The organism is Photobacterium iliopiscarium, assembly GCF_003026395.1.
GTDB classification, from domain to species: Bacteria; Pseudomonadota; Gammaproteobacteria; order Enterobacterales; family Vibrionaceae; genus Photobacterium; species Photobacterium iliopiscarium.
Map to the genome: position 1 here is coordinate 23,124 of NZ_PYOO01000012.1, position 19,157 is coordinate 42,280.

Genomic DNA, 19,157 nt, shown 5'->3' on the forward strand with positions numbered 1-19,157 from the left:
AGCCTCCCATTGGGAGGCTTTTTTGTTGGTGTTTTTTATTAATCAGCGTGTTTAATTAATACAGCCATCATTACGCCAACAATCACAGATACTACAATACCTGAAACAATGATCCAAGGAAGCATATCCATAACAGTTATCCAAATGTTAAATAAAAAGGGGTAAGCTGCTATTGAATAGTGTTTGTTGGTTAAGAGCAATGGGGTAGATATACCTTGTAAAGGCTGTTTACATATAGAAACATGTTAATGTTAAAGTTGTTATTTAGATGAAAAAAAAGCGCCATTAAGGCGCTTTTTTAGGCTTAAAATTTAAGCTTGATTGGGTTTTGCTAATTGTAGCGCTTGGCGAGATACTTCAGCCGCAGCTTGCTTATCGCCAAGTTGCTCAAGCGTTGCCACAAGGTGAGCATAATCGGTAACGTCTGGACGTAACGCGATCGCTTTTTCTAAGTGCTCTTTAGCCGGTTGCCACTGTTGATCCGCCATTAACATCTGCCCTAATGCACTTTGTAAGGCTGGATTATTGCCGTTGCTGGCTAATAAATCTTGTAGGCTCACAATGGCGGGATGACGATCTGGCAGTGTTAATTGTGGCATTAAGCTAATTAACGCCTGTTCAGGATTTTTCTTAACACTATCGCGCAAGATAGGAAATGCATCAGCATCAGCATGGCGAACTATCATCTGTTTAACAAAACACGCCACGAGAGCTGGATTGTGTTTGTCTTTACGATTGAGACTGTTCCAGTAACCCATTAAGCCATCACTGCCGTTTTGTTGGCTAAGGTGGTGCATTTGACCACATTGTGCTTGAAGATGCAGTTGGGTGGCTTCTGCGGCGGTGATTACATCAGCTTTAGTTAATTGGGGTAGCAATACTTGCAGTGCTTTCCAATCTTCTAATTGCAAGTAACACTGCTTTAATAGGCTCAGTATCATTGGGTTATGTGGGCTGGTTGGCTGCACATCTTGTAAGGTCGCGAGTGCTTGTTCAAATTGTTGTTGACGAATTTGAAGCTTAGCGCGAGTCAGTGCAACAGCAAGGCTTTCAGTGTCTTGCTCTGCTGCGAGTTGCAAATATTGATCGCGTTGTTGGGTTTTACCCAGTCCTTGCGCGGCTTCTGCGGCAGCTAAGTAGTTTAGAATTGGTGCATCGCTAAATTTTGCTGATTTAGACAGCATTTTCTCAGCGGCTTTCCAATCACCTTCTGCAACTTTTAATAGGCCTTCTGCGGTATTGCGACGTGCATTGCGAACTTGGCGACCGCTGAACCAACCACGGGTTGAGCTACCAAAAGAAAACAAGCGACGTAAAATAAATTCAAGTACAAAAAAGATCGCAACGATAGCAATTGCAACGATGATTAGTGTGGTTAAACTCATTTCAATAGTTTGATTGGCAAACGAGATCAATACGTAGCCTTGATGGCCTGCAAGATCTGGGCTGACAATGATACCGGCAATCAGAGCGATGACCAATAACAACAATTTAATCATTATTTGGTTTCCTCTTTCGTTGTGTAAGTCACTGCCGCTTTATTCTTTGTTGCTGTGTTTTCAGTTGCAGTTGCTTGTTTGATGGGTTTCTCAACCGCTTTTTTTACCGCAGGTGCTACGTTTTTAGGTGCCGCTTGGGTTGTTTTTGCTGCAACAGGCTCGCTAATGGCCGTCATTTTATTGCGTAACACTTGGTTCACTAGTTGAGTGATCAATGCTTGTGATTGCAACTTCGCTGGGTAATCAACCGCCACATTTTGTTGTTCTAGTTGTTGTAGGCCAGCAATAAAGCTCTGTGTTTTTGGTGATGATAAGTCGTAGTACTGTTGTGACCACTTGATCGCTGTGGCAATTGAATCACGGTAAACTTGGCCTTGATCGCGGTATACCGCAGCGATAGCTGTCTCAAGTTTGTTGGTGATATTTTGCTGAAGATAGAAATCTTGTTGCGGTGATAATAACGGTACAACACTGCCATCACGCTTGCGGTAAGTAATGAAATTTTCACTAAAGTTTTTAAGTGACGTCATTAAATTATTTTTCCAATCATTAACCGATTGGCTAACGGTTGGATTTTGTTGTGGCTCAGCTTTAGCTAAAATCGCATTGGCTAACGGTAGGTTATCAATACTATTTTCTAGGCTGTTAAGACGCAATACGATACCGTCACGATCAACCACTGTGACTGATTTTAATGCCGTAATGTCATTGCTCATTGCTTGACGAAGACCTTTAAGGCTTGGGTCGTTAAGCTCAGCAATACGATGATCCGCCGCTTCTAATAATAACGTTGCGCTGGTAACGTCATGTTCTAACCATAGTTTACGGCCAGCCATTTTAACTAAATAATCTGCTTCTGCTAATAACCAATCGTTAGGCTCTTGGCCTTTTAAATCAGCAATCGCCGTTTGAATGGAATCAATCGATTTTTGCTGTTGGCTAATGCCTTGCTCAACTTTTTGCTGGGCAGTGCTAAGCTCGTCATTCACCATTGAAATGGTTTGCTGTTGGTCAGCTTGCATGGCGGCTTTCATGGTCGCAATTTGTTGTTGTAAGGCGGCAACTTGCTGTTGTTGTTGTAAGCCTTGCTGATGGCCGTGATAGTAAAGACCACCGCCTAGTGCTAATACTAATGCAATAGCGACCCAACCCGTTTTACTGCCTGATTTTTTTTGTTTAGCGGCGGCTGGCGCTGCTTTGGTTGCGTTTGATGCACTATTTTTTGAGGCACTAACAGCAGGCTTGTCTTTAGCTGCTGGTGCTGCTGTTTGGTTTGTGTTGATTTTTTTGTCTGTCATCCTAATTATTCCATTAGCTTACGTTGCTTTTTAGGAACGTGAATAAGGCCTGATTGGCGGCGCTTCCCACGGTGGAAATATGCTTGTAGCCAAGTGTCGATGCTTGGTCTGCGATTCGTCGACTTGGTACGAAAAGGTGGCAATTATAAAGCCAAGCCAAATCTTCAGTTGGAATTAATTCCGTTAAGTATATTAATTGTTCACTGCTTGTGACAACTAGAGCGTGAATGCGCTGTTGCTGCCATTGTTGAGCTAATCGTGTTGCATCGAGAGTCAGCCAGTTGCGTTGATAAGTTTCACAATAACTGACTTGGGCCTGACGAGCGGTTAATGCTTGATAGATTAACTCGCGACCACCATTACCTCGTAAGATTAAGACTCGGCGTTGGCGAATATTCGCAAGTTCAGGTAAGGCTAATAGCGCTTCACTATCATGCCGACCTTGTGGTGAACTCACGGGTTGCTTACAGGCTTGTGTTAACGCCTTAGCGGTCTTATCGCCAACGGCTATATAATGCATGTTTTTTGGCCATTCTGCACCTTGTGAAATCAAGTAATCAGCCGCAAAACGTACTGCATGGTGGCTAACGGCAATGATATAGTCGCCTTGTTGCAGTTGTTGAAATTGTTCTGTTAATTTATTTATATATTTTCCTTGCTGAACCTCAAGTAAAGGTTGAGCAATAGCGCTGATCGCCACTTGGTTAAGTTGTGCGGCCAATTGATCGCATTCTGGTGCAGGGCGGGTGATCAGCACCGTCATTAGGCGTTACCGTATAAGCGATCAAGGATGTCTTTAGCACCGTTGGCTAATAATTCATCCGCTAAGGTTTCACCTAATTGTTCTGCATTCGCAATTGGACCACTAATTTCAGAGCGAACAATGATGCTGCCATCAGGTTCACCGACAAGTGCACGTAACCAAATGGTGTCGTCTTGTAGTTCTGCATAACTACCAATCGGCACTTGGCAACCACCTTGAAGGCGGTTATTCATTGCGCGCTCACATAAAACGCGAGTGGCTGTTGGTTGATGATTTAATGGTGCCAGCAATTGACGTACGCGTTGGTCATTCAAACGGCATTCAATACCAACAGCACCTTGGCCGACAGCAGGTAAGCTTATTTCTGGAGCAATTTCACAGCGAATACGATCATTCATTTTCAGGCGTTTTAGGCCAGCAGTTGCTAAAATGATGGCGTCATATTGGCCTTCATCAAGCTTACGTAAACGAGTATTCACGTTACCGCGCAAGTCGTTAATGATTAAATCGGGACGTTGAGATCGAAGCTGACACTGGCGGCGTAAGCTTGAGGTACCAACAATCGCACCTTGGGGTAAATCATCGATTGAGTCGTAGTTGTTTGATACAAAAGCATCTCGTGGGTCATCACGTTCACAAATTGTGACTAAGCCAAGTCCTTCAGGAAATTCCACGGGCACATCTTTCATTGAGTGCACCGCAATATCAGCGCGACCTTCAAGCATTGCCACTTCTAATTCTTTGACAAATAAGCCTTTGCCACCCACTTTTGCTAAAGGAGTGTCTAAAATAATGTCGCCTTTTGTTACCATAGGTAACAGCTCAACAACGAGCCCTGGATGAGCTTGTTCTAGTTCAGCTTTGACAAATTCTGCTTGCCACATGGCTAATGGGCTTTTGCGTGTCGCAATGCGAATCGGTTGGGTTGTCATCATAGTAAAGAGGGTCCGTTAACCAAGGTTATTATTTTTTCTGCTTAGTATCCTACCACTACCTAAGCATGGATGATAATTCGTGTATTGCGGTTCCTGATTCCAAGCGTTATTGTGTAGCCATCTGCTCTAAAAAATGTGATATTTATCGCAATAAGTCGTTGATCAGTTTCTAATTACAGCGTAAATGCTGGCTGTTCGTTATTAAGACGATGTAGAGGCTGACTATTATGGATGAATCATAGACAGTTGTTATTGGCGACGCTTGGCATTATCTTTACCGTAGGTATTAAAAATGATACATTGATCACGTTTTTTTCTCATTTTGAATAAAATTTACGCTATTAATGTCAAACTGCGGGCCGCACTAACACTGCTAGCTCTTGGAAGAGTAATTTGCAAAATTATATCAAGACGCTAAAAGGTAGACTGGACTCATTGACTGAGCTTCGCATTGAACGTGCGCGTTTAGCAATGAATGAGCCATCGGTACAGATTTTTGATCTGTTACCTGTCTTATTACATTATAACCACCCAGCCTTGCCAGGGTATCTTGATCAACAAGTGCCGCAGGGAATTGCGCATTTTGTCGCCACTGACGTGCAACAGCAATTTGTTAATAATTGTGCGCGTACAGCAAAAATGCCGATTGACCCGATCGTGGTTGCTGATGCCGACTGCCCAATCACTGGCCTTTATGCCATGGGTAGTACTTCTTCTATGGGACAAAGTCTCACCAGCGATCTCGATATTTGGGTGTGCATCCCCACTTCATTAAACTGTCAAAGCCGAGAAATTCTCGATAGTAAATGTAGCTTGGTTTCTCAATGGGCGATGGAACAAGGGGTTGAGGCTAACTTCTTTTTGATCGACGAAAACCGTTTCCGTGAAAACTTTTCTGAGGCCATGACCGGTGAAAACTGTGGCTCAAGTCAGCATTTATTACTGTTAGATGAATTTTATCGTTCAGCCGTGTGTTTGGCTGGATTACCGTTATTATGGTTTATGGTGCCACCAGAGATGGAAGAGTGCTATGACCAATATATCGATGATCTGGTTGCGAAAGGGCATATTCAGCGCGACCAATGGATTGATTTTGGTGGTTTGATGCGTATTCCTGCCGAAGAATATTTTGGTTCCAGTTTATGGCAGTTATACAAAAGCATCGATTCTCCTTATAAATCAGTGTTAAAAGCAATTTTGCTTGAAGCTTATTCATGGGAATACCCACATACTCAATTATTAAGCCTTGATGGTAAGCGCCGTTTCTTTGCCGAAGATCGCAGTGAATACTGTATGGATGCTTATTATTTGATGCTGGAAAAAGTAACCCGTTATTTAGAACGCATTGATGACCATCGTCGTCTCGATTTAGTACGTCGCTGTTTTTATCTTAAAACCCATGAAAAACTCACTCGTAAACCAGCATTAGGTTCCGTAGTGTGGCGTCGACAGGCATTGCAACATTTAACTGAGCAATGGCAATGGTCAACGGATATTGTCGCAGCACTTGATAATCGCCGTAATTGGAAAGTCTCTCAAGTTAAGCAAGCCCATAACGAGCTGCTTGATGCGTTAATGCTCAGTTACCGTAATTTAATTCGTTTTGCACGTCGTAATGATATTACCTCGGCGATTAGCCCTGAAGATATCAGTATTTTGGCGCGTAAATTATATGCGGCGTTTGAGGTCCTTCCTGGCAAGGTAACATTATTAAATCCGCAAATATCACCAGATTTGCATGAACCTGATCTGAGCTTTATTCAGGTACCTGAAGGGCGAACCAATACTGCGGGTTGGTATTTATATAAGCAGCCAATAGAAGCGAAATATATTTTAGGCCAGCCATCATTAGAGCATAACCGCTACTTATCGAAATTAGTCGCGTGGAGCTATTTTAATGGTTTGCTAACAGAATCGACCCATTTGCATACTGTGGCTCGTCATGCTGATATGGAATTGGATAAGTTATATCAGTTGGTCAGTGATATTCGTAATACCTTTCCAATTCGTCGCCCACATCCCGGTTTACAAGCATTATCAAGTCCGTGTGAGATTCGCCAATTAGGGTTGTTTGTTAATTTAGAAAACGATCCAACCACAGAACTGAAAAACCGCTCAGTACGGTTTGATTTTAAAACTACGGATATTTTCAGTTATGGGCCGGAACAAAAATGCTTAGTCGGCAGTGTTGACTTGATTTACCGTAATTCGTGGAATGAAGTGCGAACCCTGAATTTCAGTGGTAATTATGCGATGCTCGATGCACTAAAAACCATGTTGGGTAAAATGCATCATGATGCGATTCCACCGGAAGCGATTGATGTGTTTTGTTACAGCAAACATATGCGGGGTTTAATTCGTAATGTGGTTTATCAATTAGTGGCTGAGTGTATTGAAATGCGCTTAAAACCGGTTGAAGAAGAAAAACGGCGTCGTTTTAAAGCGGTGCATATGGCTGATGAAACCTATGGCTTATTTTTTGAACGTCGTGGCGTGTCAGTGCAGCGACTTGAAAATTCAGTCGATTTTTATAGCTGTATTTCATCAAATAAAGTTAGCGATATTCCGAAAGTGGTGATGGGTAAAACCGATGAGCCGCATCCGCCGGAAATTGTTGATGCTTACGCCAGTGAAGGGTTGATTCAGTTCTTTTTTGAAGATTGCGATCAAGGTTTCAATATCTATATTTTAGATGAAACCAATCAAATGGAAGTGTATCGTCAATGCAATGGCAATAAAGATGAGATGGTTCATGGTGTAAACCGTTTTTATACCTCATCGCAAGATCGTTTTAGTTATAGTGCTAATTTTATTAACTTTAATTTGCCGCAGTTTTACGATATTGCCCATAACGACAAAGGTGAGCTACAAGTATTGCCGTTTAAGAGTGGCCAAGTGTCTCGCCGTCAGGATAATACTGAATCGACAAATAATGGCATTAGTTTTAATTAATCTTATTGTTTACGCAGTATCGAAAAAAAGCCTTCATTATATTGAAGGCTTTTTTTATGGCAGTTATTTAGAGTAAATCGCATTACCAAGCGACAGTCTCACCTGCATGTATGCTGCATTCTTGTTTTAGTAGCGCAAATAATTCTTTATCACTACGGGTACAACGCCATTCACTACCGGTGTATTTGAAATGGTAACCACCTGATTTTGAAGCTAACCATAGTTCATGTAATGGTTCTTGGCGGTTAATCACAATTTGGCTACGGTTGGCAAACTCTAATGTCAGCACGTTACCTGTGGTTTCTGGTTCAATATCAACACCGGATTCATCGATGCCTTCTTCAATCTGCATTAGTGCTAGATCAGCCAGTTGGTGGAATTCAGTATCATTCATCCTATTGCGTCCTATTGCTTTTCTTGTTCTTGGTGCGATTATAGAGGTCATTGGACGGATAATCACTGGCTTTGAATTATGCATAAAGGTTTATTAGCAATTTTGGTCTTAGGATCGTTAATTTTAACTGGCTGTGGCCAAAGTGGCCCACTGTACATGCCAAAAGACGCACCACAACAACATCAACCACAATAATACATTAACTGCGATGATGATTGAGTCGTAATTTAGTAGTCAACCAGACAGGGAAGGACAACATTGGATTATTTTAATTACCAGTCAGATGGACAATTATGGGCGGAAGACGTCGCATTGGCTGAGTTAGCGACACAATATGGCACACCGCTGTATGTGTATTCTCGTGCAACGTTGGAACGCCATTGGCATGCTTTTGATCACGCGGTTGCCACTCATCCGCATTTGATTTGCTATGCGGTAAAAGCAAATTCTAACCTTGGGGTATTAAATGTCCTTGCTCGTTTAGGTTCGGGGTTTGATATCGTGTCTTTAGGCGAGTTAGAGCGTGTCTTAGCAGCGGGCGGTGATCCGGCTAAAGTGGTTTTTTCTGGCGTGGGTAAAACGGCGTTAGAAATGCAACGGGCGCTTGAACTGGGAATTAAATGTTTTAATGTTGAATCTGAACCAGAACTCGATCGCTTAAATCATGTCGCGGGTCAGTTAGGGAAAATTGCACCGATCTCATTACGCATTAACCCTGATGTTGATGCCAATACTCACCCGTACATTTCAACAGGTCTACGCGATAATAAATTTGGTATTGCGCGTGAACGTGCGCTTGAAGTGTATCAATTAGCACAGCAATTACCGCATCTTAACGTGGTTGGGATGGATTGCCATATTGGTTCACAGTTGACGGAAGTAAAACCTTTTATTGATGCGACTGAGCGTTTGTTAGCATTAGTTGATGAGTTGAAATCGGTTGGGATTGAGATTAAACATTTAGATCTCGGTGGTGGCTTAGGGGTGACGTATAACGATGAGCAACCGCCATTACCCGCAGAATATGCGACGGCATTGTTATCACGTTTGGTCGCTTACCCTGAACTTGAACTGATTTTTGAGCCAGGACGTGCGATTGCAGCGAATGCTGGAGTATTGCTGACCAAAGTGGAATTTTTAAAACACACTCAATATAAAAACTTTGCCATTGTTGATGCGGCGATGAATGATTTGATTCGGCCGACATTATATTCAGCTTGGCAAGATATTGTGCCAGTGATCCCACGTCAGGGGGAGCCGCAGTGTTATGATTTAGTGGGGCCTATTTGTGAAACGGGTGATTTTATTGGTAAAGATCGCCATTTATGTTTAGCGCCAAATGACTTACTTGCGGTAAGGTCTGCGGGTGCTTATGGTTTCGTGATGGCCTCTAATTATAATTCTCGCCCTCGTGTCGCTGAAGTGATGGTTGATGGTGAGCAAGTACATTTAGTGCGTGCACGTGAAACGTTAGAACAACTTTGGCAACATGAATATCTTGTTGAATGATTGTCGTCGCAACTGATGCTTAATAATTAAGGAACATCATGCAGATTAACTTTTCCAAAATGCATGGGCTCGGCAATGACTTTGTTGTTGTGGATTGTGTAACACAAAATGTATTTTTTTCACCGGATGCGATTCGCCGTTTAGCGGATCGTCATCGTGGTATTGGTTTTGACCAGTTATTGGTGGTTGAACCGCCTTATGATCCTGAAACGGATTTTCATTACCGTATTTTTAATGCTGATGGTAGTGAAGTAGAACAGTGTGGTAATGGTGCCCGTTGCTTTGCACGGTTTGTATCAATGAAAGGCTTAACCAATAAATACCATATCTCCGTGAGCACTAAAGCGGGAAAAATGGTATTGAAGTTAGAAAGTGACGGCCAAGTTACGGTCAATATGGGCGCGCCTAATTTTGAACCGGCTAAAATTCCGATGCGAGCTAAACAGGCAGAAAAAACGTACTTATTGCGTGTTGGTGAACAAACGCTATTTTGTGGTGCGGTCAGTATGGGCAACCCTCATTGCGTTACTATTGTTGATAACGTTGAAACCGCCGCTGTTGAAAAATTAGGGCCATTACTTGAATCCCACGAGCGCTTTCCTGAGCGGGTTAATGCTGGTTTCATGGAAGTGATTGATCGTGGAACGGTAAAGTTACGTGTTTATGAACGTGGTGCAGGTGAAACACAGGCTTGTGGTAGTGGTGCTTGTGCCGCGGTTGCGATTGGTCGTAGCCAAGGCTTACTCGATGAAAATGTAAAAGTTTGCTTACCGGGTGGTGATTTATATATTCGATGGGCAGGTGAAGGCAAACCGTTATTTATGACCGGTCCCGTTGCCCATGTATTTGATGGTCAATTTATTCAATAATGATCTTTAACGAGGGTCATTGTTATTAATGACACTCATGACCGAGGTTTCTGTGACTACGCTTCCCCCAAGTTTTGAACAACCTTTAGCGCTTTTTTATGAATATTTGCGTAGTGAACGTGAACTTAGCATTCATACTCAGCAAAATTATAAACGCCAATTAACCTGTATAGCCGAACAATTGTTAGAGCTTGGGGTTGAAAACTGGCAACAAGTCGATGCAGGTTGGGTACGGCAAATTGCCAGTAAAGGGATGCGTAGTGGTCTTAAAGCCAGTAGTTTGGCGATGCGATTATCTGCATTACGCAGTTTTTTTGATTATTTAGTGCGTCAACAAATATTGCCCGCCAATCCGGCCAAAGGGGTGTCTGCACCACGAAAAGCGCGCCCGTTACCTAAAAATCTTGATGTTGATGAAATGAATCAATTACTTGAGGTGAAGGATGACGATCCATTAGCCATTCGCGATCGAGCGATGATGGAATTAATGTATGGCGCTGGCTTACGTCTATCTGAATTAGTTAATTTGAATGTGCGTGATATTAGTTTAACCAAAGGCGATTTACGGGTCATTGGTAAAGGTGATAAAGAACGGATTGTGCCATTTGCAGGTTTAGCTCGTGAATGGGTTGCTAATTGGCTTAAATTACGTGGCAATATTGCCCATGCCGATGAAACAGGATTGTTTGTGTCTAAACTTGGACATCGCATTTCAAACCGCAATGTTCAAAAAAGAATGGCTGAATGGGGTCAGAAGCAAGCCGTATCAAGCCATATTAATCCGCATAAATTACGCCATAGTTTTGCAACCCACATGTTGGAATCCAGTGGCGATTTACGTGCAGTACAAGAATTATTGGGCCATGCGAATTTAACCACTACTCAAATTTATACCCATCTTGATTTTCAGCATTTAGCCAAAGTTTACGATGCTGCTCACCCTCGCGCCAAACGCCGTTAATGCTTTATCACGTTTAGGAACAACCATGCAATTTTATCGTCAGTTAGGCCAGATTAATGCCCTTACGTTTGATCTTGATGACACGCTCTATGATAACCATCCGGTGATTGTACGTGCAGAACAAGCGATGTTTGATTGGCTAGCTCAGTTATTACCCGCCTCAATGGTGATTAGTCGTGATAATTGGCAGCACTTAAAGCAGCAACTTGCTGCGGTTGATTCTTGTTTGATCCATGATGTTAGTGCGTGGCGTTATGAAGCGTTAAAAATTAACTTTATGCAGTTGGGATGGCGACTTAAAGATGCCGAATTAGCGGCTCGCCAAGGGTTAGCGTTAGTCTTGGTTGAGCGCAATAAAGTTGATGTTCCCGCTGAAACCCACCGCGTGTTGGCATTGTTGAGTGCTAAAGTTCCGTTGGTCGGGATCACTAATGGTAATGTTGATCCGCAACAGATAGGGCTTGCGCATTATTTTAGTGCCATTTACCAAGCAGGACGGGATGGATTAGCCAAGCCGAAAGCGGATTTATTTACCTGTGCCATTGATCATTTAAATATTCCAGCTGAACAAATTTTGCATGTGGGTGATCATCTGCATACGGATGTTTTTGGTGCCAAACAACAGGGTTTACACGCTTGTTGGTATAACGATCAGCAGCGAGTATTAACGTCGACCACGGGTAATTGTTTACCTGATATTGAAATTAGTGCGCTTGCTGAATTATTACCATTGGTCGGCTTAACCGCCGAGTAAATGTCCACGATTTAGCACCCATCGCGATTAGCCTTGTTGGGTGCTCAGCCGTTTACGGTATGATATTGCTATTACGATAATGCTGATTTATCCAGTGATCGACTGAGAGTTTCCCCGCACCCCAAAATACAGTGATTAATAACATCATTCCCCATAATTGGTGATCATAAAATCCTTGCGCCCATAACGCGGGGTATGACACTACCGCAATCACATTAAAGCCAAATAATAATATTGCCATCGGCCGTGTAAATAGTCCGAGCACTAAAAAAATCGGCACCATTAATTCAGTCGCGGTCCCAGTATAGGCGGCCCATTGCCAAGGTAAGACGGGCACCTGATATTCGTACTCAAACAAATACAGGGTGCTATCCCAACTGTTATATTTGATCAGTCCGGATTTAAAGAACGCACTGGCAACCCATACTCGACAAAAAAGTAATAATAGTGGTTGCAGCGGTTGTACGAGCTGTTGAAAAAAAACGTCGATGGTACGAATACATTTAATCATCACTATTAACCTTACGAATATCGTCAATTAAGTGGTGGTGTAATAACTGTGGTAGCAGATCTAATTGCGTCGGTGTTAAGGCCGCAATTGGGCGTTGCTGCTGACAGTCAGCAACTAAAGTGACTAATTCTGGCGTGACATGCTGCTGCCAAATTTGCCATTGGTAATGTTGCATCAGGGCGGTTTGCGGTTGATTAATATTTAATGTCGCTAATTGCTGCTGCTGGTGGTCACCATGGGTTTGATTAACGATTTCCCACAGTGATAGCACCGCATATTGGCTGCTAAAGGTGTCAGTTGAGATTGGAATATGAAAATAATATTGCTGCGGAGTAACGTGACTAGCTTGATGTTCGAGTTGACGTAATTTCTCTAACGGTAGGTTGCCAGCGTGACAAGCTAAGCGGCTGACACAATCACGTTGCCATTCTAGCCGCGCTAAATCGATCAAATAAGGCAGAGTGGAAACCAATGTCGGTTGAGCGGCGATGGTATCGCTAAAGTGAGCGCCATAAACGGTGACATCCCCTTGTGGTAACGGATGATTAAGAATGTGCTGTCGCGCGAGGAGGTTGAAACAATCGTCACCAATCATGGCGCTCACAGTGGAATAGACACTTGTCAGAATGTCGGTTAAGCCAATAATAAAATTATTACAGTACAGTTGTAGCCGTTGCTCTGCACTGAAATGATCATTGACGACGGTAGTGGCTAAATCATGTGGTTGATAATGCAATGCCGCCGCAAATTGATGTTGTAATTGCTGCAAATTAAGCGTGGTTGCTGATGGTGGCATTGGCGTACTCCTTCTCGATAATTGCTTGAGCCTTATTCGCTTCAGCCAATAAGATTGCCAGTGGGGGAATATCAGCATCCCATTCAATTAATGTTGGCGTCTCGCTACCATGATTACGGATCCACTGTTGATACAATTGCCATACTTCATCACTGACAGGTTGGCTATGCGTATCAATCCAGATCTCACCGTGAGGTAGCTGTTTACGAATAAAGCCAGCAAGGTGTATTTCTTGTACTACAGCTGGATTGATCGCGGCTAAATACGTTTGGCAATCAAAACCATGGTTAAAACTACTGACATGAATATTGTTTAAATCTAATAACAACCCGCAGTCCGTTCGTTGTTGTACCGCCATTAAAAATTCCCACTCAGGAATGGTTGAGTGTTGAAACTGCAAATAACTCGATGGGTTTTCAATTAACATTTTCCGTTGGAGTACATCTTGAACTTGCATCACTTTATCGCAAAAATTATCTAACGCTTCTTCGGTGTAGGGCAGCGGTAATAAGTCATTAAAATAGTGACCATCAACCGAACTCCAACTGAGATGATCTGAAATTAAAAAAGGCTCTGTTTCGGTGATTAATTGTTTGAGCTGTTGTAAATGTTGAATATTAAGCGGATCGGCAGAGCCTAACGACAGCCCTATACCATGACAGCTAATTGGGTAATTTGATTGTAATTGACGCAATTGTTGGCGAGCTAATGAATGGGGATTGAAATAATTTTCGCTATGAATTTCTAACCACCCAAGTTGTGGTCGTTGAGTGATTATGTCAATAATATGAGGCGAACGTAAGCCCACCCCAATAGATTGCTGAGATGAAAAATCCACTACGTTATGCTTCCTTAGTTGAACCACCATGGAGGCGATCACAGAGTCCTTTAGGCACAACTACAAACGCATCTTTTTGAGCATCTTCTTTAGCTGAGCCCGCACAAGAGCTGGTTTTAGTGGCGCAATCATTTTTACCTGCTTTGCTGACGCCATAACATTTTTCTTTGGCCATTTTTTTGCCCATTTCGTCAGCGACGGCAGTTGTTGAAGCTAATGTTCCTGCTAGTGCGATCAATCCTGTCATTGCTGAAGCTAAAGCAATATTGGTCTTTTTCATGATAGTTCCTTGATTATGATTGAGTGTTGGTTTGCTATTAATCGGTATTTTGTAGTGGCATTAATACGCTCTCAGAATAGTAGACAGGGTGACAGCGAAATTTATTACACTTGAATGTTAATTATTTTAATGTGTATGTTATTTTTATGTTTCCGAGTTTTGCGAAAATCGCAATAAAGATACCGAAGCAATCTTTATTGGGGCTGGTATAATCATCAGCATTGTATAAATAACCAGTAGATAGCGATGGACGTTTCACTTCTATTAGATGGACTCAATGATAAACAACGCGAGGCGGTGGCTGCGCCGTTGGGTAATCACTTAGTATTGGCGGGAGCAGGCAGCGGTAAAACCCGTGTGCTCGTGCATCGTATTGCTTGGTTGTTGGCTGTTGAACAAGCTTCCCCGTACTCGATTATGTCGGTCACATTTACCAACAAAGCGGCCGCAGAAATGCGGGGGCGTATTAATGAATTAATGCATGGCTCAAGTGCTGGTATGTGGAATGGTACTTTCCACGGCTTATGTCACCGTATGCTGCGCGCCCATTATTTAGATGCACGCCTGCCTGACGATTTTAATATTTTAGATTCTGATGATCAGATGCGGTTATTACGCCGTTTGATTAAAGCGCAGAATTTAGATGAAAAACATTGGCCTGCTCGTCAAAGTGCGTGGTATATCAACGGTAAAAAAGACGAAGGTTTACGCCCACAGCACGTTGAAACCTATAACGATCCTGTTGAGCAAACGTGGTTACGCATTTATACCGCTTATCAAGAAGCGTGTGATCGTGCGGGCTTAGTTGATTTTGCAGAGTTATTACTGCGCTCGTTTGAGTTATTACGTGATAACAAGCATATTCGTGAACATTACCAAGCGCGCTTTAAACATATTTTGGTCGACGAGTTTCAAGATACCAACAATATTCAATTTGCATGGCTACGGTTAATGGCGGGTCCTGATTGTCATGTGATGATTGTCGGTGATGATGACCAATCGATTTATGGTTGGCGTGGTGCGCAAGTTGAAAATATTCAGCGTTTTTTAAATGATTTCAGCAACGCATCATCGATATTTTTAGAGCAGAATTACCGTTCGACGGCCAATATTCTTAATGCTGCTAATGAGCTAATTGCCAATAATACTGCCCGTATGGGTAAGAATTTATGGACAGAAGATGGCGATGGCGAGCCTATTTCTTTGTATTCTGCCTTTAACGAACTTGATGAAGCCCGCTTTGCTGTGGGTAAAATCAGAGAGTGGCGTGAACAAGGTGGAAGCCTTAGTGATACTGCCTTTTTATACCGTAGTAATGCTCAATCGCGAGTATTAGAAGAAGCCTTAATTCAGGCTGGAATGCCATATCGTATTTATGGCGGTATGCGTTTCTTCGAGCGTCAAGAAATTAAAGATGCGTTGGCTTATTTGCGCCTTGTTGGTAATCGTAATGATGATGCTTCATTTGAACGCGTCGTCAATACGCCAACCCGTGGTTTAGGTGATCGAACCTTAGAAACGATTCGTTTAACTGCACGCGATCGTAGTTTAACCATGTGGCAATCGAGTTTAGCGTTATTAGATGAAAAAGTATTAGCAGGCCGTGCGGCAAATGCATTACAGCGTTTTATTGAATTGATTAATGCGTTAGAAGATGACACTGCTGAATTGCCAATGTACCAACAGACGGATGATGTTATTCGTCACTCTGGTTTACGGGCAATGTATGAACAAGAAAAAGGCGAAAAAGCCCAAGCGCGAATCGAAAACTTAGAAGAATTAGTAACCGCAACCCGTCAGTTTGAAATTCCAGAAGAAGCGGTAGAAATGAGCCCGTTATCGGCCTTTTTAGCTCATGCGGCGTTAGAAGCGGGTGATGGTCAAGCGGATGCCTTTGAAGATGCGGTGCAATTGATGACTATGCACAGTGCTAAAGGATTAGAATTCCCCGTGGTGTTTATGGTGGGTGTAGAAGAAGGGATGTTCCCAAGCTCTCGCACCATTGAAGAAGCTGATCGGTTAGAAGAAGAGCGTCGCTTGTGTTATGTCGGCATGACACGGGCAATGAAGAAACTGTATATCACTTATGCAGAAATGCGTCGCTTATACGGTAAAGATAATTTCCATAAGCCATCGCGTTTTATTCGTGAAATTCCTGAGCAATATGTTGAGGAAGTACGAATGAAGGCACAAGTTTCGCGTCCAGTGAGCAGTGGCCGTTTTAGCCAAACTCAAGTGAATAATAACTTCAATGAAACCGGTTTTAGTTTAGGGCAGCGAGTGCAGCATTCTAAATTTGGTGAAGGGACTATCATTAACTTTGAAGGCAGTGGCGCCCAAAGCCGTGTGCAAGTCGCCTTTAATGGTGAAGGGATTAAGTGGTTAGTGACCCAATACGCTAAGTTAACCGCACTATAATCGTTATTTACAAATAAGCCCGCCAGTGATTAATCTTATTGTTAATCATTGGCGGGCTTTTTTATGTGTTTATTGAGCGATGACCTTACCTTCGCGGCGCGGATCGGCCGCTCCAATTAACTGCTGAGGCGCAATACTGATCGCTTGAATACCTGAATTAAGATCTTTGACTGCGGTTTTATAACCTAATTGTTCAAACTTAGGTGCCCACGCTGTGGCTGAAGTATTTTGCTCAAGTTCAAAGGGACCAAAGCGATTATTGATGTTAGGTAAGCTAATGGCTTGCTGTAAATCCATCCCCCAATCAAGGTAAGCCACTAAGGTTTTGGCAATATAACCAATAATTTGACTGCCACCGGGCGATCCAATCGCTAATACGGGCTGATTATTGTGCATCACAATCGTCGGTGCCATTGATGAACGCGGTCTTTTGCCCGGTTCAATTCGATTTGCAATGGGTTTGCCATCAATGTGGCTACGAAATGAAAAATCGGTTAATTCATTATTAAGTAAGAAGCCACCGACCATTAACCGTGAACCAAAACTGTTTTCAATGGTTGAGGTCATAGAGACCACGTTACCTTGGCGATCAACAATCGCAAAATGGGTAGTAGACGGTAATTCAATGGCTTCATCAGTCGTTTGAAGATTGGCATGATCCCATGGTGGTGATCCTGCTTCGACGTTGGTTAATTTTTTATTGGTGGCTAATAATTGCGCCCGCTGATGAATGTAAGCCGGATCAAGTAAGCCTTTGGTTGGCATCGGTACATAGTCACTGTCTGCCATATAACGGCCGCGATCAGCAAACGCTAATCGAGATGCATCACCAATCAAGCGCCAGCTAGCAATATCATTAGCGCCCATTTTAGCTAATGGGAAATGATTGAGCATCGCCATAATTTGGCCAAGGGTTAATGCGCCTGAGCTGGGTGGTCCCATGCCACAAATTTGATATTGGTGATAAGGGGCGCATATTGGAGCCCGTTGTTTAACTTTATAACTGGCTAAATCAATGCTGCTGAGTACCCCAGGATTACCGATGGCATTTTGAACGGTATTAACTATCTCTCGTGCAATATCCCCTTGGTAAAATGCTTTTTGACCATAATCGGCAATTTTACGCAGGGTATCGGCATAAGGTTGATTAATTAATTTTTGGCCCGCTTGAATCGGTTTACCTTGGGCATCAAAAAAATAATTTTTAGTGACAGGCCAGCGTTGTAAATGAGTGGCATCTTTCGCGACTAATGCGGCTAAACGAGGGCTCACAATAAAGCCATTTTTAGCCAGTTTGATGGCTGGTTGAAACAGTTTTTTCCAGTCTAATTGCCCGTATTGCTGGTGGCTATTCCACAATAATTTAATCGTACCGGGTGTACCAACAGAGCGGCCACCGACAACGGCATCATAAAACGCTAAGGGTTGCCCATTTTTATCTTGAAATAGGCGTGGTGTTACCGCAAACGGTGCTGTTTCGCGTCCATCAAAGGTCGTCATTTGGTGATTATCACTATCCCAATACACTAAAAACCCACCGCCACCAATGCCGGATGATTGCGGTTCAACCAAGCCTAAAACTAATTGGGTGGCGACCATAGCATCAACGGCATTCCCTCCCTGACGTAATATTGCTGCACCCGCTTCACTGGCATAGTGATTAGCACTGGTAATCATCCATTGTTTGCCTTGGACTAATTGTGAGGGTTGTTGAGCGACGCTAGTTTCAGGAATGATGGTATCACTGAGCTGTTGCGCGGAAACGGCAAAGATAGGAACTGCACAGCTACACATTGTAATGAGACGTAATAGTGATGGCGTAATTTTGAGCATAACAGATCCTTGTAATCAGCAACGCAAAAGAGGGGGGACGCTATGTAGTCTTTTAATGTGATTAATGATGGCAGAAAAAACCCCGTATATCTCATTATTTTTAAGGAATATCGCGAATATTATTTACTCAATATGTTGGTTTTAATTAATTAGAGCGCTAATAAAGAGATTAACGGAGTAAATAACAATAATAACATGAGCTCTCAACGTTTCAGGTTGAGGTTAATGTAATGATTGTTGAATAACTAACCAATGAAAAAAAAGAGAGTATTTGATAGGTTATCATTTATTTTTCTTATTAATTATCTAGTTAATTGTTTTTTGGGGAATGGAGAACGTAATAACCAGCAAAGGTATTACATTAAAATGGATAAATTAAACAATAACTAGAAATTGCAGCTGAAAACGGTATTGATAACGGTTAGTACGATACGATGTATTACCGCATAAGGTGGCTGATCATGGCTAAGGTATGTGTTTTTGGTATCAGAAGAATCAATGCGTAAACGAGGAGCTGACTCGCATCTAATGCTCATTTAGGTATAGA

General features: G+C 42.6%; 17 protein-coding genes. 7 read left to right on the forward strand and 10 right to left on the reverse strand.

The window, feature by feature from the left end; genetic code table 11:
* Window positions 1–311: 311 nt before the first annotated feature.
* From C9J51_RS15340 to hemC, 4 genes are read right to left on the reverse strand one after another with little or no spacing between them, the layout of a single operon-like run.
* Window positions 312–1,499: a heme biosynthesis HemY N-terminal domain-containing protein gene (locus tag C9J51_RS15340; protein WP_045040192.1), complete on the reverse strand. Its 1,188-nt coding sequence runs from the start codon at window positions 1,497–1,499 to the stop codon at window positions 312–314.
* Window positions 1,499–2,797: a uroporphyrinogen-III C-methyltransferase gene (hemX, locus tag C9J51_RS15345; RefSeq protein ID WP_045040191.1), complete on the reverse strand. Its 1,299-nt coding sequence runs from the start codon at window positions 2,795–2,797 to the stop codon at window positions 1,499–1,501. Before hemX ends, C9J51_RS15340 begins: the two co-directional genes overlap by 1 nt.
* 13 nt (window positions 2,798–2,810) lie before the next feature.
* Complete coding sequence (locus tag C9J51_RS15350; protein WP_045040190.1) at window positions 2,811–3,560, reverse strand: uroporphyrinogen-III synthase; 750 nt, start codon at window positions 3,558–3,560, stop codon at window positions 2,811–2,813.
* Window positions 3,560–4,492 (reverse strand): hydroxymethylbilane synthase, encoded by a 933-nt coding sequence (hemC, locus tag C9J51_RS15355; RefSeq protein WP_045040209.1) that lies wholly within the window; start codon window positions 4,490–4,492, stop codon window positions 3,560–3,562. The genes C9J51_RS15350 and hemC overlap by 1 nt, the downstream gene beginning before the upstream one ends.
* Before the next feature lie 396 nt (window positions 4,493–4,888).
* Here hemC and C9J51_RS15360 point away from each other — a divergent pair, with 396 nt between their 5' ends.
* Window positions 4,889–7,447: a class I adenylate cyclase gene (locus C9J51_RS15360; protein ID WP_045036866.1), complete on the forward strand. Its 2,559-nt coding sequence runs from the start codon at window positions 4,889–4,891 to the stop codon at window positions 7,445–7,447.
* An 82-nt stretch (window positions 7,448–7,529) separates the two neighbouring features.
* On the opposite strand, the gene cyaY is transcribed toward C9J51_RS15360, so the two are convergent.
* Window positions 7,530–7,841, reverse strand: coding sequence for an iron donor protein CyaY (gene cyaY / locus C9J51_RS15365; protein WP_045036865.1), 312 nt, complete (start codon window positions 7,839–7,841; stop codon window positions 7,530–7,532).
* A gap of 78 nt (window positions 7,842–7,919) precedes the next feature.
* Between cyaY and lptM the strand changes: the two genes are divergently transcribed.
* From lptM to yigB, 5 genes are all read left to right on the forward strand, one after another.
* Complete coding sequence (gene lptM / locus C9J51_RS15370; protein ID WP_080175487.1) at window positions 7,920–8,036, forward strand: LPS translocon maturation chaperone LptM; 117 nt, start codon at window positions 7,920–7,922, stop codon at window positions 8,034–8,036.
* Window positions 8,037–8,099: 63 nt separating this feature from the next.
* A complete protein-coding gene (gene lysA / locus C9J51_RS15375) occupies window positions 8,100–9,350 on the forward strand; it encodes a diaminopimelate decarboxylase (protein WP_045036864.1) in 1,251 nt (416 codons plus the stop codon).
* A gap of 38 nt (window positions 9,351–9,388) precedes the next feature.
* Window positions 9,389–10,219, forward strand: a complete 831-nt coding sequence (gene dapF / locus C9J51_RS15380; RefSeq protein ID WP_045040189.1) for a diaminopimelate epimerase — start codon at window positions 9,389–9,391, stop codon at window positions 10,217–10,219.
* A 37-nt stretch (window positions 10,220–10,256) separates the two neighbouring features.
* Window positions 10,257–11,180 (forward strand): tyrosine recombinase XerC, encoded by a 924-nt coding sequence (xerC, locus tag C9J51_RS15385; RefSeq protein ID WP_045036862.1) that lies wholly within the window; start codon window positions 10,257–10,259, stop codon window positions 11,178–11,180.
* 25 nt (window positions 11,181–11,205) lie between these two features.
* Window positions 11,206–11,934, forward strand: a complete 729-nt coding sequence (gene yigB / locus C9J51_RS15390; protein ID WP_045040188.1) for a 5-amino-6-(5-phospho-D-ribitylamino)uracil phosphatase YigB — start codon at window positions 11,206–11,208, stop codon at window positions 11,932–11,934.
* Window positions 11,935–11,986: 52 nt separating this feature from the next.
* Here the strand turns inward: yigB and C9J51_RS15395 are convergent, their stop codons facing one another.
* The 4 genes from C9J51_RS15395 to C9J51_RS15410 are packed head-to-tail and all read right to left on the reverse strand — an operon-like array spanning window position 11,987 to window position 14,359.
* Window positions 11,987–12,445 carry a DoxX family protein gene (locus tag C9J51_RS15395; RefSeq protein WP_045036860.1) on the reverse strand — a complete coding sequence of 153 codons (459 nt, stop codon included), beginning with the start codon at window positions 12,443–12,445 and terminating at the stop codon, window positions 11,987–11,989.
* Entirely contained in the window at window positions 12,438–13,241 is an 804-nt protein-coding gene (locus tag C9J51_RS15400) for an HvfC/BufC N-terminal domain-containing protein (protein WP_045040186.1), read from the reverse strand. Before C9J51_RS15400 ends, C9J51_RS15395 begins: the two co-directional genes overlap by 8 nt.
* Window positions 13,216–14,079 (reverse strand): MNIO family bufferin maturase, encoded by an 864-nt coding sequence (gene bufB / locus C9J51_RS15405; protein ID WP_373455737.1) that lies wholly within the window; start codon window positions 14,077–14,079, stop codon window positions 13,216–13,218. The genes C9J51_RS15400 and bufB overlap by 26 nt, the downstream gene beginning before the upstream one ends.
* 4 nt (window positions 14,080–14,083) lie before the next feature.
* Complete coding sequence (locus C9J51_RS15410; RefSeq protein WP_045036857.1) at window positions 14,084–14,359, reverse strand: BufA1 family periplasmic bufferin-type metallophore; 276 nt, start codon at window positions 14,357–14,359, stop codon at window positions 14,084–14,086.
* A gap of 246 nt (window positions 14,360–14,605) precedes the next feature.
* Here C9J51_RS15410 and uvrD point away from each other — a divergent pair, with 246 nt between their 5' ends.
* The gene (gene uvrD / locus C9J51_RS15415; protein ID WP_045040184.1) at window positions 14,606–16,777 is read left to right on the forward strand and encodes a DNA helicase II; all 2,172 of its coding nucleotides are present in this window, start codon (window positions 14,606–14,608) and stop codon (window positions 16,775–16,777) included.
* A gap of 69 nt (window positions 16,778–16,846) precedes the next feature.
* On the opposite strand, the gene ggt is transcribed toward uvrD, so the two are convergent.
* On the reverse strand, window positions 16,847–18,571 hold the full coding sequence (gene ggt / locus C9J51_RS15420) for a gamma-glutamyltransferase (protein WP_407675588.1): 1,725 nt from the start codon (window positions 18,569–18,571) through the stop codon (window positions 16,847–16,849).
* Window positions 18,572–19,157 lie beyond the last annotated feature (586 nt).